The sequence below is a fragment of the Micromonospora sp. NPDC002296 genome (genome assembly GCF_040296145.1).
Taxonomy (GTDB): Bacteria; Actinomycetota; Actinomycetes; order Mycobacteriales; family Micromonosporaceae; genus Micromonospora.
In genome coordinates this window covers 18620-34062 of the sequence record NZ_JBEOWQ010000017.1, presented here as the reverse complement: position 1 = coordinate 34062, position 15443 = coordinate 18620, and the positions used below count along the sequence as shown (strand labels likewise).

Sequence of the window (15443 nt, the reverse complement as noted above, 5' to 3'; positions counted from 1 at the left end):
TCCACGCAGGACGGATCGGGGGCCCGGCCGAACGGCCGGGCCCCTCGCCGTCAACCGGTCAGCGGCGCGCCGGGGCGGGTGGCGGGTAGACCGAGCCGTCCTGGTAGTCGAACAGCATCAGGTGGCACTCGCCGGCCAGCCGCTCGATGTCGAGCAGCACCTGGTCCTCGCAGGCCGGGTTGAGGTTCATCTCGATGTGGTCGTTGGCCGCGTGCAGGGGCGCGACCTCCCACGGGGAACCCGGGCCCGCCGGTCGGTCCGGATAGCGGGCGGTGATCGCCCGGTAGAAGGCGACGACCCGCGGGTCCGGGTAGCGGTCGTCGTGCTGCCCCTGTCGGCACCTTTGCACCGCTGCCCGCACGTCCATGGGCGTGGCCCTGTCCGGGAGGGCCCACACGCTCAGATCGAAACTCACGGCGGACAGCGTGCCATCCCGGGCCGGGGAAGTCACCGTGACCCCGCCGCAGGTCAGTCGCGAAACTTCCGAGCGTCCTTCGGAGACGGTCCGCAGTGGAGACCCTTGCATCGAGTGACGGCGATTCGCTAGCGTACTCGTGCGGTCACTGGTTGAGTTCGGCGTCGGCCCGTCTTCGGGTGACGCGGTTGACGTCCGCCCCGGCCCGGGTCCGCACCCCTCGATTGCGCGAGCCACGCGCACTCGTCGCTGACCGGCCCCCACGGCCGTTGCCGAGACCGTGGGGGCCGATCGCGGGTCACCCACGGCCGGGATGCGAAGACCGGCCGCCGAGGGTGGCCCGGTCGGATCTCAGCGGCGGCGGTGCGCGAAAAGCACCCGGTAGTCCGACTCGTCGTGGAACCAGTCCAGCCCCGCCGGGCCCGCGGCGTAGAGCGCGGTGGCGTAGGCGTCGGCCACCGCCAGGTCCGGCCCGATCACCGTGGCGGCGTCGAGATGGTCGGCGGGCTCCCCGGTGTGCGGGTCGACCACGTGCCCCCGTCGCCCGGTCACCCCGGAGGTGCCCACCGCGCCGGCCGTCATCTCCAGCACGAGCGGAGGCCGGCGCGGGTCGGTCGGGTGGTGCACGGCCACCCGCCACGGGCCGCCGTGCGCGGCGTGCCCGCGTACCACCAGGTCGGCACCGGTGAGCACGGCGTAGTCGTGGATGCCGGCGGCGCGCAGCCGGGCCGCTGCCCGCTCCACCGCCCAGCCGCCGAGCAGGCCGCCCGGGTCGAAGCCGCCGGGCACCGCCCACGCGTCGAACCAGCCGTCGGTCGCCGCCCGCATGGCGGCGCACCGGTCCACCAGGTCGGCCAGCGGTGGGTACGACTCGGGGCTGATCTCTCCCCGGCGCAGCCGGGAGACGAGGCTGTCGCGCCGGTTCGGGCCGTAGGTGAGGTCGATGGCGCGCAGTTCGGCGACCGCGTCGGCGAGCGCCTCGCCCACCCCGCGCCGGCCCAGCCAGCTCGGGGCGTTGAGCAGCAGGGAGTACTCGGCCGTGCTGGTGCCGACGGTGTGCCGCACGGCGATCCGGTCGACGGCGGTGCCACCGGCCCGGTCGAGGCGGTGGGTGCGGCTGCCCAGGCGCAGGTCGGGGCGGCGGCTGGCGAATGTCGACTGGTCCACCCACTGCGTGCGGGGCTGCTCGTCGACCCACCGGTGCCGGGGCTGTTCCTCGATCCGCATGGCAGTTGCTCCTTCGCTGACGGCGCCGCAGCGCCGCGACGAATCCCGTCCGGGCCCCGTGACCCGTTCACCATCGACTCTAAGCAGCGAAGTTGGCCGCATCATGAATCCCACCTGGGAGCCTGCTGTGCGTTCCGTTTCCCAGAATGCGGAAGCATCGTACCGGGAGGCGGGACAGAGTCGTACCGTTGCGGAAGACGACGAGGCGAGGGAGCTCACGACGTGGCACGGATCGCGGTGGTGGCCGGGGACGGGATCGGATCCGAGGTGGTCGCGCAGGCCCTCAAGGTCGTCGACGCCGTGCTCCCCGGGGTGCAGACCACCGAGTACGACCTCGGTGCGGCCCGCTACCACCGCACCGGCGAGGTGCTGCCGGACTCCGTCCTGACCGAGCTGGCCGGGCACGACGCGATCCTGCTCGGCGCGGTCGGCGACCCGAGCGTCCCGCCGGGCGTGCTGGAGCGCGGCCTGCTGCTCAAGCTCCGGTTCGCCTTCGACCAGTACGTGAACCTCCGCCCGTCGCGGCTGTGGCCCGGCGTGGCCGGCCCGCTGGCCACCGTCAAGCCCGGCGAGGTCGACCTGGTCGTGGTCCGGGAGGGCACCGAGGGGCTCTACGCCGGTGCGGGCGGCTCGCTGCACCGGGACACCCCGGCCGAGGTGGCCACCGAGGAGAGCCTGAACACCCGGCACGGGGTGGAGCGGGTCATCCGCGACGCGTTCGCCCGGGCGTCCCGCCGCGAGCGGCGCAAGGTCACCCTGGTGCACAAAACCAACGTGCTGACCCACGCCGGGTCGCTGTGGGCCCGCGCCTTCGCGGCCGTGGCCGCCGAGCACCCGGACGTGGCCACGGAGTACCAGCACGTCGACGCCGCCGCGATGTTCCTGGTCACCCAGCCCCAGCGGTACGACGTGGTGGTCACCGACAACCTCTTCGGCGACATCCTCACCGACATCGCCGCCGCGGTCACCGGCGGCATCGGGCTGGCCGCCAGCGGCTGCATCAACCCCACCGGGGCGTACCCGTCGATGTTCGAGCCGGTGCACGGCTCCGCGCCGGACATCGCCGGCCAGGGCATCGCCGACCCGGTGGCCGCCGTGCTCTCCGCCGCCCTGCTGCTCGACCAGCTCGGGCACGCCGACGCCGCGGCACGGGTTACCGCCGCCGTCGGCGCGGAGCTGGCCGGCCGCGCCCCGGGGGTACCGCTGCGTACCGCCGAGGTGGGCGACCGCCTCGCCGCGCACGCGGTGGCCTGACCGGCGGTCCGCCCCGCCCAGATGCCCCGATGAAGGGGCATCTGAACAGCCGGAACGCCCGTTCGGGGCGTCCGTTCCGCCGTTACGCGGCTACCCGCTGAACGACCGTTCGGGGTAAGTTGCTGGCACCAGTGAATCCGGCGCGCGGTCCCGGCCGCCGTCGTCCCAGGGAGGTCCGCGCGATGAGCGGTGGTGACATGCTCGACTTCGAGATCCGTCCGAATTCCACGCCGGTATCCGCCGCGGACCGGGCCGCCCTGCTCGCGAACCCGGGCTTCGGCCGGGTCTTCACCGACCACATGGTCACCATCCGGTACGCGGACGGCAAGGGCTGGTACGACGCCCGGATCGAGGCGCGCGCGCCGATCCCGATGGACCCGGCCGCCGCGGTGCTGCACTACGCGCAGGAGATCTTCGAGGGCCTGAAGGCCTACCGCACCGGCGACGGCGCGGTGACCATGTTCCGGCCGGAGGCCAACGCCGCCCGGTTCGCCGAGTCGGCCCGCCGGATGGCGATGCCGCAGCTGCCGCCGGAGGCGTTCGTCGAGTCGCTGCGCCGGCTGGTCGAGATCGACCGGGAGTGGATCCCCGAGGGCGACGGGAGCAGCCTCTACCTGCGACCGTTCATGTTCGCCAGCGAGGTCTTCCTCGGCGTCCGCCCGGCCAACGAATACCTGTACGTGGTCATCGCCTCCCCGGCGGGGGCGTACTTCTCCGGCGGGGTCAAGCCGGTGACGGTGTGGGTGTCGCCGGACTACACCCGCGCGGCCCCGGGCGGCACCGGCGCGGCCAAGTGCGGTGGCAACTACGCCGCCTCGCTGGCCGCCCAGGCCGAGGCGATCGAGGCCGGCTGCGACCAGGTGGTCTTCCTCGACGCCGTGGAGCGGCGCTTCGTCGACGAGCTGGGCGGGATGAACGTCTTCTTCGTCTACGACGACGACACCCTGGTCACCCCGCCGCTGACCGGCACCATCCTGCCGGGCATCACCCGTGACGCGATCCTCACCCTGGCCGCCGAGGCGGGCCACCGGGTCGAGGAGCGGCCGGTCAGCTTCGCCGACTGGCAGGCCGACGCGGCCAGCGGCCGGCTGCGCGAGGCCTTCGCCTGCGGCACCGCGGCCGTGGTCACGCCGATCGGCAAGGTCCGCTTCACCGACGGCGAGTTCCTCGTCGGCGGCGGCGAGCCGGGCCGGGTGACCACCGACCTGCACCGACGGCTGGTGGACGTCCAGCGCGGCCGGGCCGCCGACCCGCACGGCTGGGTCACCCGGGTCCTCTGAGCACCGGCTCCGACTCCCACCCGCCCGGGCATTCTTCGGTGTCCCACCGCGGCCGTCGCCGGGTCGGGGGGAGCGGCCGGGTCGGAGGTCAGGCCAGCAGGTGGTCGCGGAGGGCGGTGAGCTGGGCGCCGGTGACGCCGGCGTGCCGCAGGTACCCCTCGACGGAGCCGTGTCCCGCGCGCAGCTCGGTCAGGAACAGCGACATCGCCTCGGCCGGGGACGCCAGGAACGGCGCGGGGAGTTCCTCCGCCTCGGGGGCGGTGGCGGCCACCCAGGCGCTGAACCGCGCCGACGCCTCCGTGCTCAGCGCGTAGTCGGCGGCGATGTCGGCGTCGCTCACGCCGAGCACCGAGAGGGTCAGCGCGCAGACGATGCCGGTGCGGTCCTTGCCGGCCACGCAGTGCACGACGACCGGGGCGGCGGCGCTGTCGGCGATCAGCCCGACCGCCTCGGCCAGCCCGGCGGCGCCGGTCCCGGCGAGGGCGGCGTACCGGTCGGCGAGGTAGCGGGCCAGGCTTGAGCCGGGCTCGTACTGCGACTCCGTCCACGGGGTGTGCTCCGGGTGGATGTGCCGGTAGGTGAGCCCGTCCAGCTCCGGCACCCGGCCGTCCCGGGCCACCTCGTCCGGGCGGCGCAGGTCGATCACGGTGCGGACGCCGAGGGCGACGAAGGCGTCCCGGTCGGCGCCGTCGACGCGGTGCGGTGAGTCCGAGCGGTAGAGCCGTCCCCAGGCGACGGTGCGCCCGTCGCCCGCCGGGTAGCCGCCGACATCACGGAAGTTGAACATCGCGGAGAAGGGAATCCTGCGGGTTACTTCGATCGAGTCCACCCTGACACGGTAACGGCCGGTGGGGGTGAACCCCACCGGCCGTGACGGTGAATCGAGCCCCGCCGGCCGGGCCGGCGGCCCCGCTCAGCGAGCGGTGCCCGGGGGCAGGTTGCCGTAGCTCTCGTCGTAGTAACCGCCGAGCTTGTCCCGGTACGCCGGGTCGCTGTGGCTGTTCTCGTCGTACTCGGGCGCGGCCTTGATCTGGTCCTTGTCGCGGTCGACGTGCACCTTGCGCTCGTCGTGGTCGACGTGGTTGACCGTGCCGGCCGGCAGCATGACCTTCTTGCCGAAGATCCACGGGCCGGTGTCGACCACGAGGTAGCTGCTGCCGACCTCGTGACTCGCGCTGTCGATCTTGCCGATGCTGCCGTCGGTGGCCTCGACCTTGTAGCCGACCAGGTCGGCGTCGGCCGCCGACGCCCGGTCGCGGTAGCTCCACGGGTCGAACGCACCGGCGGGGGCGCCGCCGGCGACCGAACCCTGCCCGCCGTGGGTCAGGGGCTCCGGGGTGCCGTGTGTGGTGTGCGGGTCGAGCCTGTCCATGGGGTGCTCCTGCCTCGACTGTCGTAGTCGTCTCGGAGGGGGATGTTCTCGCTGTCCGAAATACACCTACCCAGCCCCGTCGGGCCCTACACACGTACCGCCGGAAACGCCGACTCCGCCGGCACCGCGGTAACGGCGTCGGCGGAGTCGGGGCGGCGGGCTCAGGCCAGCGCGGCCTGCGCGTCGAGCGCCACCGCGGCGGCGTGCACCACGGCGGCGATCCGCAGTCCCTCGTGCACCTGCTCGCGGGTGAAGCCGGCCCCGCGCAGCGTCTTCTCGTGCGACTCCAGGCAGACGCCGCAGCCGGTGATCGCCGAGACGGCGAGGCACCAGAGCTCGAAGTCGCCCTTCTCCACACCCGGTCGGGCGATGATCTGCATCCGCAGTCGGGCCGGCATCGACGCGTACTGGTCGTCGCCGATGAGGTGCTTGGCCCGGTAGTAGACGTTGTTCATGGCCATGATCGTGGCGGCGCCCTTGGCCGCCTCGACCGCCTCGGGGGTGAGGTGGCCGGCGGCCTCGGCGGCGATCTCCCGAAGCACCACCGGGTTGCGCGCCGCGACGGCGCAGGCCAGCGCGGTGCCCCAGGCCTGCTCCGGCTTCAGCGTCGAGGCGCCGACGGTGGAGCCGAGGTTGAGCTTGATGTCCTTGGCGTACTCCGGCAGGGCTGCCTTGACCGCGTCGAGACCCATCGTCAGGCCCCGGCGCCGGCGAGCAGCCTGGTGGCGTCGAGGGTGTCGCCGCCCTTGTTCCAGTTGCACGGGCACAGCTCGTCGGTCTGCAGCGCGTCGAGCACCCGCAGCACCTCGGAGACGTTCCGGCCGACCGAGCCGGCGGTCACCATGGCGAACTGGATCTCGTTGTCCGGGTCGACGATGAAGGTGGCGCGCTGGGCCACGCCGTCCTCGCCGAGCACGCCGCAGTCGGCGGTCAGCTCGCGCTTGATGTCGCTGAGCATGGGGAAGGGCAGCTCGCGCAGGTCCGGGTGGTCCTTGCGCCAGGCGTAGTGGACGAACTCGTTGTCCACCGACACGCCGAGAACCTGGGCGTCCCGGTCGGCGAACTCGCCGTTCAGCCGGCCGAACTCGGCGATCTCCGTCGGGCAGATGAAGGTGAAGTCCTTCGGCCAGAAGAAGACAACCCGCCACTTGCCCTGGTGAGACTTGTGGTTGATCGACTCGAACGCGTTGTCGGCGTCGAGGGACACGCAGGCGGTGAGTTCGTACTCCGGAAAGCGGTCACCGACAGTGAGCACGGGGTCCTCCTTGACAGCGGCACGAGGCCGGTAACTGGATCTGTTCCAGATACTGCCGCAGCGGCGTTTCGGCTTGATGGCGGCCAGGTGACTTGTGAACCCGATCACCGGCGGCGGGTTCTGCCCTGCAGGTGGGGGCGGATGAGGTATCGCAACCCTCCGTCACCGTCCCGTCATGTGGATTGTGCCTCCCAAAACCGTGGGGCGGGTGGCAGAGTGGTGATCGTGACCAGCAGCGTCGTCATTATCGGCACCTAGCGCGCCCGGCCCCCTCCGCCGAGCGCGCAGACCTCCCGCATCCGCGGGAGGTCTTTTTGTTGGTCCCGCCCCGCCCCGCCGTCCCGTCCCAGTCCGCGCCCGAGAGGACCCCCCATGACGTTCCAGGTCTACGACACGACGCTGCGCGACGGCGCCCAGCGAGAGGGGCTCACCTACTCGGTGGTCGACAAGCTGGCCGTCGCCCGGCTGCTCGACGAGTTCGGGGTCGGCTTCATCGAGGGGGGCTGGCCGGGCGCCGTGCCGAAGGACACCGAGTTCTTCCGCCGGGCCCGGACCGAGCTGGACCTGAAGCACGCCCAGCTCGTCGCGTTCGGGGCGACCCGCAAGGCCGGCGTCGCGGTCGCCGACGACCCGCAGGTCCGGGCGCTGCTGGACGCGCGGACCCCGGCCGTCGCGCTGGTCGCCAAGGCCGACCTGCGGCACGTCGAGCGGGCGCTGCGCACCACCGCCGCCGAGAACCTGGCGATGATCCGGGACACCGTGACGCACCTCGTCGGCGAGGGTCGGCGGGTCTTCGTCGACGGCGAGCACTTCTTCGACGGCTACCGGCACGACCCGGCGTACGGGGCGGAGGTGGTGCAGACCGCGCTGGCCGCCGGCGCCGAGGTGATGGTGCTCTGCGACACCAACGGCGGGATGCTGCCCTCCCAGGTGACCGCCGCGATCGCCGACCTGGTCGCGCGGACCGGCGTCGATCCGGGGCGGCTCGGCATGCACGCCCAGAACGACACCGCCTGCGCGGTGGCCAACACCATCGCGGCCGTCGAGGCCGGCGTCCGTCACGTCCAGGGCACCGCCAACGGGTACGGCGAGCGCCCCGGCAACGCCGACATCTTCGCCGTCGTCGCCAACCTCCAACTCAAGCTCGGGCTGCCGGTCCTACCGGACGGCTGCCTGGAACAGATGGTGCGGGTCTCCCACGCCATCGCCGAGATCGCCAACATCGCCCCCGACACCCACCAGGCGTACGCCGGGGCCGCCGCCTTCGCCCACAAGGCGGGGCTGCACGCGAGCGCGATCAAGGTGGATCCGCTGCTCTACAACCACGTGGACCCACTCGTGGTGGGCAACGACATGCGGATCCTGATCACCGAGATGGCCGGCCGGGCCAGCGTCGAGCTGAAGAGCCGCGAGCTGGGCCTGGACCTGGCCGGCCATCCGGAGACCCTGTCGAAGGTGACCGGCCGGGTGAAGGAGCTGGAGGCCGAGGGCTGGTCCTTCGAGGCCGCCGACGCCTCCTTCGAGCTGCTGGTCCGCTCCGAGCTGCCCGGCGCGGCGCCGACCCGGCCGTTCGCCCTGGAGTCGTACCGGGTGCTCGTCGAGCACCGGGAGGACGGCGCGGTGGTGTCCGAGGCCACCGTCAAGATCCGGGTGCGCGGTGAGCGGGTGATCGCCACGGCCGAGGGCAACGGCCCGATCAACGCCCTGGACGAGGCGCTGCGGGTCGGCCTGTTCCGGCACTACCCGGAGCTGCGCGACTTCGAGCTGGCCGACTACAAGGTGCGCATCCTGGAGGGCAGCCACGGCACCGGCGCGGTCACCCGGGTGCTGGTGGAGACCGCCGACGGGACGGGCCGGGACTGGACGACCGTCGGCGTGCACCCCAACGTGGTCGAGGCGTCCTGGCGCGCCCTCGTGGACGCGCTCACCTACGGCCTGGACCGCGCCCACGTCTGAGCGGGGGCACCGCGCCGACGCACAGCGGGTGCCCGCTCACCCACCCGCGGGCACCCGCAGCCCCGCCAGAACCGCACGGTGGTCACTGCCCGGCACGGGGTGCACCGCCACCGACCGGACGGCGATCCGCCGGTCCACCAGCACGTGGTCGATCGTCACCGGCGGGATCAGGTCACCGTCGTAGGGGCCCCAGGTGCCGGTGAGCCCGGCACCGGCGGCGTCGGCCGCGTCGGCGTACCCGGTCGCCAGCAGGGCGCGCAGCGGGGCGTGGTCGAGGGTGGCGTTGAAGTCCCCGGCCAGGATCGACAGCCCCGCCGCCGGGGTGGCCGCCGGCTGCGTCTCCAGGTCGGCACGCCAGGGACCGACCTGGTCGATCGCGTACGGGGCCGCCGGGTGGGCCGACTCGATCCGCACCGGCGGCCCGCCCGGCGGCGTCACCGTGCCGTACGCCTGGCTGAAGCCCCAGCCGCCGCGGTTCTGCCGGATCCCGCCCCCGGCGATCGGGAAGCGGGCGTAGAGGCCCGAGCCGGTGGTGCCCACCTGCGGGTTGAGCTGCCGGTGGGGCAGCAGGTCGGCCAGGCCCAGCCGGTCCAGCTCGGCCGCCGCGCCCGGGGTGAACTCCTGCACGGTCAGCACGTCGACCCGGTGCGCGCGGACCAGGTCCACCACGGTGCGGGCGTCGGCCGCGCCGGCCAGCAGGTTGGCGGTGAGCAGCCGCAGCTCCGGCCCCTGCGCGGCGGGCTGCCCACCGGGCAGCGCCCGGGGCGCGACCGTCCCGATCAGCGCCACCGCGACCAGGGCCGCGACCGCCGCCGGCCAGCGGCGCCGCAGGGCGAGCGCGAGCAGCAGCGGCACGGGTGACCAGGCCGCCACGTACGGGGTGAAGGCGACCGCCTGCACGAGCGGGCCCCGTTCCAGGCCGGTCAGCCGGACCACCGCCCAGGCCAGCCCGGGCGCGACCGCCAGCCAGCAGAGCCACGCGCGGACCTGGGCGGCCCGGTCGGATCCGGGCGGCGCCTTCTCGGACGTGTTCACGGCGACACGCTAGCGCCCGCGTCGGACGCCCGGCGCCCCGGACGTCTTTCGTGAATTGTCCAGCCCTCACGTTTCGCAATTTCCAGATCGCCCGAACAAATCTGAAACGCCGCAGCAGTCTATTGACCCGGCACTTTTCCCGATGCTACTTTCCACCTGGTTCCAGCCCTGACGCTCTTGGTAGTAATGGCTGCTCAGAGGTTGTCTAGCGGCCCGTCCTTCCGGCATCGTCAATGTGTCGGAGGTGGCTGTGGCGACGCTTTTCCGGAGCGCCGATCGGGCTCGGAAGCAATCCGACTCGTCGCCTGACGAGCCGGTCGTTTCGACACGGTCAACAAAAGGGGAACCTGTCATGGCGAGATTCATTTCCGGTAGGGCGGCCGCGGTCACGTTCGGCGTGCTGGCGCTGACGCTGGCCGGCGGCGGCTTCGCCGCCGCCCAGGCGACGACGGCGAAGCCCGCAGCCCAGACCGGGCAGCCGGGTGCCCGCCCCGCCGCGCGGGTGGGCCAGCCGGCGGTGACGCCGGCCGAGGCGGCCCAGGCCAAGGCGGCGCTGCGGGAAGGCGTGAGCCCGTCGTTCGTGGCCGGCTCCACCTCCTTCGCGGTGGTCAGCAGCGCCGGCGTGCTGCTCCGTGGGCACGACGCGGTCTCCGCGACCAGGTACGGCCCCGGCCAGTACCAGGTCATTTTCAACCACAGCCTGGTCCGGGGCGCGTACGTGGCCAACATCGGCGACGCCGCCAACTGCTGCATCCCGCCGGCCGGCGAGGTCTCGGTCGCGCCGCGGCTCGGCACGCCGAACGGCGTGTTCGTGCAGACGGTCGACTCGACCGGTGCCCCGTCGGACCGACCCTTCCACCTGGCGGTGCACACCCCCTGACCCGTGCCGCCCGACGACGCCGGCCCGCCCGGGCCGGCGTCGTCGCGTCCGCTACCGCACCCTCGGCGTGCTTCGCGGCGGATGGCGACAGTCGCCCCGGTCAGGGGGACAAAGGGCCCCGAGTGGCGTAATTTCCGACGTTTGCCGGACCGCCGCCCGGGAAGCAAGCACCGTGACGGACATCTCGGACACCCTGGCCAGCCTGCCCAGCCCGGTCGATCCCGATCCGACCGGCGCCGAGCTGCAACAGACGCTCTTCGAGGTCAAACGCGTGATCGTCGGGCAGGATCGGCTCGTCGAACGCCTGCTCACCGCGCTGCTCGCGAACGGTCACTGCCTGCTGGAGGGCGTCCCCGGCGTGGCCAAGACGCTCGCCGCGCACACCCTCGCCACCGTGGTCGGCGGAACCTTCTCCCGGATCCAGTTCACCCCGGACCTGGTGCCCTCCGACATCGTCGGCACCCGCATCTACCGGGCCTCGAAGGAGAGCTTCGACGTCGAGCTCGGCCCGATCATGGCCAACCTGCTGCTCGCCGACGAGATCAACCGCGCCCCGGCCAAGGTGCAGTCCGCGCTGCTCGAGGCGATGGCCGAGCGGCAGGTCTCCATCGGCGGGCGGAGCTGGCCCGTCCCCGACCCGTTCCTGGTGCTCGCCACCCAGAACCCGATCGAGTCCGAGGGGGTGTACCAGCTCCCCGAGGCGCAGCGCGACCGGTTCCTCCTCAAGATCGTCGTGGACTACCCGGGGGACGCCGACGAGCTGGCCATCCTCTACCGGATGAGCGCCGGCCGGCCGAGCCCGCGCCCGGTTCTCGACCCCGGCCGGCTTCGTGCGCTGCAACGCCGGGCCGGCGACGTCTTCGTGCACCACGCCCTCGCCGAGTACGTCGTCCGGCTGATCCTGGCCACCCGGGACCCGGGCCGGTTCGGGCTGCCCGAGATCGCGCCGTTGCTGGCGTACGGGGCCAGCCCCCGGGCCACCCTGGGCCTGGTCGCCGCCGCCCGGGCCCAGGCGCTGCTGCGCGGCCGGGACCACGTGTTGCCCGAGGACGTCCGGGAGTTGGCGGTGGACGTCCTCGCCCACCGGCTGGTGCTCTCCTTCGACGCGGTCGCCGACGGGGTCTCCGCCGAGGCGGTGGTGCGCCGGCTGGTCGACGCGGTGCCGCCGCCCCGGATCACCACCCACCACACCGGGTACGCCACCGACCTGGCGGCGGCGTGAGGGGCCCCGCCGTCCCGCCCGCGCGGGGCGGGACCACGCGGGCGTCGACCGGGACCACCCGGGCGTGGAACGGGGCGACCCCGGCCGACCCGACCCTGGCCGACCTCGCGCCGGGCGGGCGGCTGCGCCGGCTGGAGCTGACCGTCACCCGCCGCCTGGACGGGCTGCTGCACGGCCAGCACCGCGGGCTGCTGCCCGGTCCGGGCAGCGAGGTCGCCGGCAGCCGCGAGTACCGGCCGGGCGAGGACGAGGTGCGCCGGATGGACTGGGCCGTCACCGCCCGGACCACCGTCCCGCACGTCCGCGAGGTCGACGCCGACCGGGAGCTGACCACCTGGCTGCTGGTGGACGCCAGCCCCAGCATGGAGTACGGCACCGCCGAACTGGACAAGCGCGAGCTGGCGGTGGCCGCGGTGGCGGCGGTCGGTTTCCTCACCGCAGGCGCCGGCAACCGGCTCGGCGCCCAACTGCTGGCCCCGGACGGGCTGCGCCGGTTCCCCGCCCGCAGCGGCCGGACCCACCTGCTCGGGCTGCTGCGCACGTTGCTGTCCGCGCCGCGCGTCGGCGGGTACGAACCGGACACCGCGCCGCTGGCGCCCCCGGACCTGACCGACGGGTTGGCCGCGGTGGCACGGGTCGCCACCCGACGGGGCCTGGTCGTGGTGGTCTCCGACTTCCTCGACGGGCTGCCCGACGACCCGTCGGCCCCGCCGCCCTGGGAGGCGCCCCTGCGCCGGCTCGCCGTGCGGCACCAGGTGCTCGCCGTGCAGGTGTCCGACCCGCGTGAACTGGAGCTGCCGGACGTCGGCCTGATCACCCTGGTCGACCCGGAGACCGGCCGGCGGCGGGAGGTGTGGACCGGCGACCTCCGGCTGCGCGAGCGGTACGCCGAGGCCGCCGCCGTCCAACGTGACCAGGTCAGCCAGGCGCTGCGCCGGTGCGGTGCGGGCCACCTGCCGCTGCGCACCGACCGGGACTGGTGCGCCGACATCGTCCGGCACGTGCACGCCCAGCGCCGGCTCGCCCTGGCACCGGCGGCGAGCGGAGGCGGCCCGACGCGGGGGCCGGGCCCGACGCGGGGAGGTGCCGCGTGAACTGGCAGTCACCCGCCCGGCTCTGGTTGCTGCTCGGGGTCGCCGCGCTGGCCGCCGGCTACCTGCTGGCCCAGCGCCGCCGCAGCCGGTACGCCGTCCGCTTCACCAACCTGCGGCTGCTCGACCGGGTCGCCCCGCACCGTCCCACGTGGCGCCGGCACCTGCCGGCCGGCCTCTTCCTGGCCATGCTCGCGCTGCTGGTGGTGGGCTTCGCCCGGCCGCACGACGAGGTGCGGGTGCCCCGGGAACGGGCCACCGTCATGGTGGCCGTCGACGTGTCCACCTCGATGCTCGCCTCCGACGTCGAACCGGACCGGCTCAGCGCGGCCAAGCAGGCCGCCCGGCGGTTCGTCGACGGCCTGCCCGACGAGTTCAACGTGGGGCTGGTCGCGTTCGCCGGCAGCGCCGCCGTGCTGGTGCCGCCCAGCACCGACCGGGAGGCCCTGCACGAGGGGATCGACCGCCTCGCCGAGGGCGCCACCGGCGTGCAGGGCACCGCCATCGGGGAGGCGATCAACACCTCGCTCGGCGCGTTGAAGGGGCTGGACAGTCAGGCGGCCAAGCAGCCACCGCCGGCCCGGATCATCCTGCTCTCCGACGGGGCGAACACCTCCGGCATGGACCCGATGGAGGCCGCCGACGAGGCGGTCGCGGCGAAGGTGCCGGTGCACACCATCTCGTTCGGCACCCCGTCCGGGTTCGTCGACCGGGGCGGGCGGCCCATCCAGGTGCCGGTGGACGGGCAGACCCTCAGGGCGGTAGCCGACTCCACCGGGGGCGGCTTCCACGAGGCGACCAGCAGCGCGGAGCTGCGGGCGGTCTACGACGACATCGGCACCTCGGTCGGCTACCGCCGCGAGCGGCAGGACGTCTCCGCCCGGTTCATCGGGCTCGGGCTGGTCCTGGCGATGGGGGCCGCGGCGGGGTCGATGCGGTGGTTCTCCCGGCTGCCCTGAACCGGTTGGGCGCGGGACCCGGCGCGTCGGCAGGCCGACCCCTCCGGTTTTCCGAGACGGACATCCGCGGTGACAAGGACGTGAGGAGCGCACGCATGGCAGTGCAGACCGGACTGGGCGAGCCGCGCGGACCGTGGTTCGTCTCGCCCGAACTCGACCCGGACGGACGGGGCCGGTGGGACGTACCCGGTCAGGAGGAGGGCGGCCGGCGGCGCGGCTGGCGGGACCGGCTGCTGGCCGCGGCCGGGGTGGTGGCACTGTCCACCCTGTCCGGCGCGGCGGCCGGCATGTGGGTCGCCGACCAGGCCGGCGCGCCGGGCCCGGCGGCGGCGTCGGCGGCACCGGTGCCCGCCGAACTGGTCACCGCCGCCGAGCGGACCGTGCCGGGTGTGGTCTCGGTGCTGGTCGGGGGCGGCTCCGGCGCCGCGGCGACCGGCTCCGGCTTCGCCATCGACGACCAGCAGCACCTGATCACCAACGACCACATCCTGGCCAAGGGCGGCGCCACAGCGGTCACGGTGGAGCTGCCGGACGGCCGGCGGTTCCCCGCCGAGGTGGTCGGCCGGGAGCCGGGCAGCGACCTGGCCGTGCTCCGCGTGCCCCCGGACGCCGGCCTGGCCCCGCTGCCACTGGCCAAGCCGGGCGCCACCCGGGTCGGCGAGCCGGTGCTCGCGGTCGGTTCCCCGCTCGGGCTGGCCGGCACCGTCACCGCGGGCATCGTCAGCGCGCTCGATCGCCAGGTGCGGCTCGGCACCAACCGGCACCGGGCGGTGCAGACCGACGCGTCGATCAACCCGGGCAACTCCGGCGGCCCGCTGGTCAACGCCCGGGGCGAGGTGGTCGGGGTGAACACCGCCATCGCCACCATCGACGGCAGCGGCTCGATCGGCATCGGCTTCGCCATCCCGATCGAACAGGTGCAACAGACCGCCGACACCATCATCGGCAAGGGCGGCTGAGTCCCCGGCCCCTCGGGGGCCCATGCCCGACCACCGGCGCGGGTGGGGCGCTAGCCTCGGGGCGTGGACGACGGACTGCGGGTGACCGACCGACTGGTCGTGCCGGACGCCGAGCTGCGCGAACGGTTCTCCCGCTCGTCGGGGCCGGGTGGGCAGGGCGTCAACACCACCGACTCGCGGGTGGAGCTGAGCTTCGACGTGGCCGGCTCGCCGAGCCTGCCGGAGCCGCTGCGCGCCCGGGCGCTGCAACGCCTGGCCGGCCGGCTGGTCGACGGGGTGCTCACCATCGCCGCGAGCGAGCACCGGGCCCAGCTCGCCAACCGGGAGGCGGCCCGGGAACGGATGGTGGCGCTGCTGCGCGAGGCGGTGGCCCCGCCGCCCCCGCCACGTCGCCCGACCCGCCCGTCGCGGCGCGCCAAGGAGCGCCGCCTCGCCGACAAGAAGCGCCAGTCCCAGCGCAAGCGCGACCGCCGGGCCGACGACGACTGACGTGCCGGCGGGAAAATCGGGGAGGCCGTTGAGGGACGGGCGGCGATCT

The 15443-nt window shown here is 74.0% G+C and carries 16 protein-coding genes; 9 read left to right on the top strand and 7 right to left on the bottom strand.

Going from position 1 to position 15443, the window contains the following annotated elements; all coding sequences use genetic code 11:
* Nucleotides 1-58: 58 nt before the first annotated feature.
* Nucleotides 59-415 carry a hypothetical protein gene (locus ABT023_RS15695; RefSeq protein ID WP_350885857.1) on the bottom strand — a complete coding sequence of 119 codons (357 nt, stop codon included), beginning with the start codon at nt 413-415 and terminating at the stop codon, nt 59-61.
* Between the two features lie 351 nt (nt 416-766).
* Nucleotides 767-1642, bottom strand: coding sequence for an FAD:protein FMN transferase (locus tag ABT023_RS15690; RefSeq protein ID WP_350885855.1), 876 nt, complete (start codon nt 1640-1642; stop codon nt 767-769).
* 222 nt (nt 1643-1864) lie between these two features.
* Here ABT023_RS15690 and ABT023_RS15685 point away from each other — a divergent pair, with 222 nt between their 5' ends.
* Both ABT023_RS15685 and ABT023_RS15680 read left to right on the top strand, forming a co-directional pair.
* The gene (locus ABT023_RS15685; protein WP_350885853.1) at nt 1865-2896 is read left to right on the top strand and encodes a 3-isopropylmalate dehydrogenase; all 1032 of its coding nucleotides are present in this window, start codon (nt 1865-1867) and stop codon (nt 2894-2896) included.
* A 182-nt stretch (nt 2897-3078) separates the two neighbouring features.
* Nucleotides 3079-4176, top strand: a complete 1098-nt coding sequence (locus ABT023_RS15680; protein WP_350885851.1) for a branched-chain amino acid aminotransferase — start codon at nt 3079-3081, stop codon at nt 4174-4176.
* 88 nt (nt 4177-4264) lie between these two features.
* On the opposite strand, the gene ABT023_RS15675 is transcribed toward ABT023_RS15680, so the two are convergent.
* The 4 genes from ABT023_RS15675 to ABT023_RS15660 all read right to left on the bottom strand — a co-directional run bounded on the left by ABT023_RS15675 (nt 4265) and on the right by ABT023_RS15660 (nt 6803).
* Nucleotides 4265-5005 (bottom strand): tyrosine-protein phosphatase, encoded by a 741-nt coding sequence (locus tag ABT023_RS15675; RefSeq protein WP_350885849.1) that lies wholly within the window; start codon nt 5003-5005, stop codon nt 4265-4267.
* Between the two features lie 84 nt (nt 5006-5089).
* Nucleotides 5090-5548 carry a PRC-barrel domain-containing protein gene (locus ABT023_RS15670; RefSeq protein ID WP_350885847.1) on the bottom strand — a complete coding sequence of 153 codons (459 nt, stop codon included), beginning with the start codon at nt 5546-5548 and terminating at the stop codon, nt 5090-5092.
* Nucleotides 5549-5709: 161 nt separating this feature from the next.
* Nucleotides 5710-6240 carry an alkylhydroperoxidase, AhpD family gene (ahpD, locus tag ABT023_RS15665; protein ID WP_350885845.1) on the bottom strand — a complete coding sequence of 177 codons (531 nt, stop codon included), beginning with the start codon at nt 6238-6240 and terminating at the stop codon, nt 5710-5712.
* A gap of 2 nt (nt 6241-6242) precedes the next feature.
* Complete coding sequence (locus tag ABT023_RS15660; protein ID WP_350885843.1) at nt 6243-6803, bottom strand: peroxiredoxin; 561 nt, start codon at nt 6801-6803, stop codon at nt 6243-6245.
* A gap of 372 nt (nt 6804-7175) precedes the next feature.
* On the opposite strand from ABT023_RS15660, the gene cimA reads away from it, so the two are divergent.
* Nucleotides 7176-8759 (top strand): citramalate synthase, encoded by a 1584-nt coding sequence (cimA, locus tag ABT023_RS15655; RefSeq protein WP_350885841.1) that lies wholly within the window; start codon nt 7176-7178, stop codon nt 8757-8759.
* Between the two features lie 36 nt (nt 8760-8795).
* Here the strand turns inward: cimA and ABT023_RS15650 are convergent, their stop codons facing one another.
* A complete protein-coding gene (locus ABT023_RS15650) occupies nt 8796-9725 on the bottom strand; it encodes an endonuclease/exonuclease/phosphatase family protein (RefSeq protein ID WP_350886008.1) in 930 nt (309 codons plus the stop codon).
* A gap of 421 nt (nt 9726-10146) precedes the next feature.
* On the opposite strand from ABT023_RS15650, the gene ABT023_RS15645 reads away from it, so the two are divergent.
* The 6 genes from ABT023_RS15645 to arfB all read left to right on the top strand — a co-directional run bounded on the left by ABT023_RS15645 (nt 10147) and on the right by arfB (nt 15394).
* Nucleotides 10147-10674: a hypothetical protein gene (locus tag ABT023_RS15645; RefSeq protein ID WP_350885839.1), complete on the top strand. Its 528-nt coding sequence runs from the start codon at nt 10147-10149 to the stop codon at nt 10672-10674.
* 172 nt (nt 10675-10846) lie between these two features.
* The gene (locus ABT023_RS15640; protein WP_350885837.1) at nt 10847-11896 is read left to right on the top strand and encodes an AAA family ATPase; all 1050 of its coding nucleotides are present in this window, start codon (nt 10847-10849) and stop codon (nt 11894-11896) included.
* Between the two features lie 95 nt (nt 11897-11991).
* Nucleotides 11992-12990, top strand: coding sequence for a DUF58 domain-containing protein (locus ABT023_RS15635; protein WP_350886006.1), 999 nt, complete (start codon nt 11992-11994; stop codon nt 12988-12990).
* Nucleotides 12987-13946 carry a VWA domain-containing protein gene (locus ABT023_RS15630; RefSeq protein ID WP_350885835.1) on the top strand — a complete coding sequence of 320 codons (960 nt, stop codon included), beginning with the start codon at nt 12987-12989 and terminating at the stop codon, nt 13944-13946. The genes ABT023_RS15635 and ABT023_RS15630 overlap by 4 nt, the downstream gene beginning before the upstream one ends.
* Before the next feature lie 95 nt (nt 13947-14041).
* Entirely contained in the window at nt 14042-14905 is an 864-nt protein-coding gene (locus tag ABT023_RS15625) for a S1C family serine protease (RefSeq protein ID WP_350885833.1), read from the top strand.
* Nucleotides 14906-14968: 63 nt separating this feature from the next.
* Nucleotides 14969-15394, top strand: coding sequence for an alternative ribosome rescue aminoacyl-tRNA hydrolase ArfB (gene arfB / locus ABT023_RS15620; RefSeq protein ID WP_350885831.1), 426 nt, complete (start codon nt 14969-14971; stop codon nt 15392-15394).
* The last annotated feature ends 49 nt before the right edge of the window (nt 15395-15443 follow it).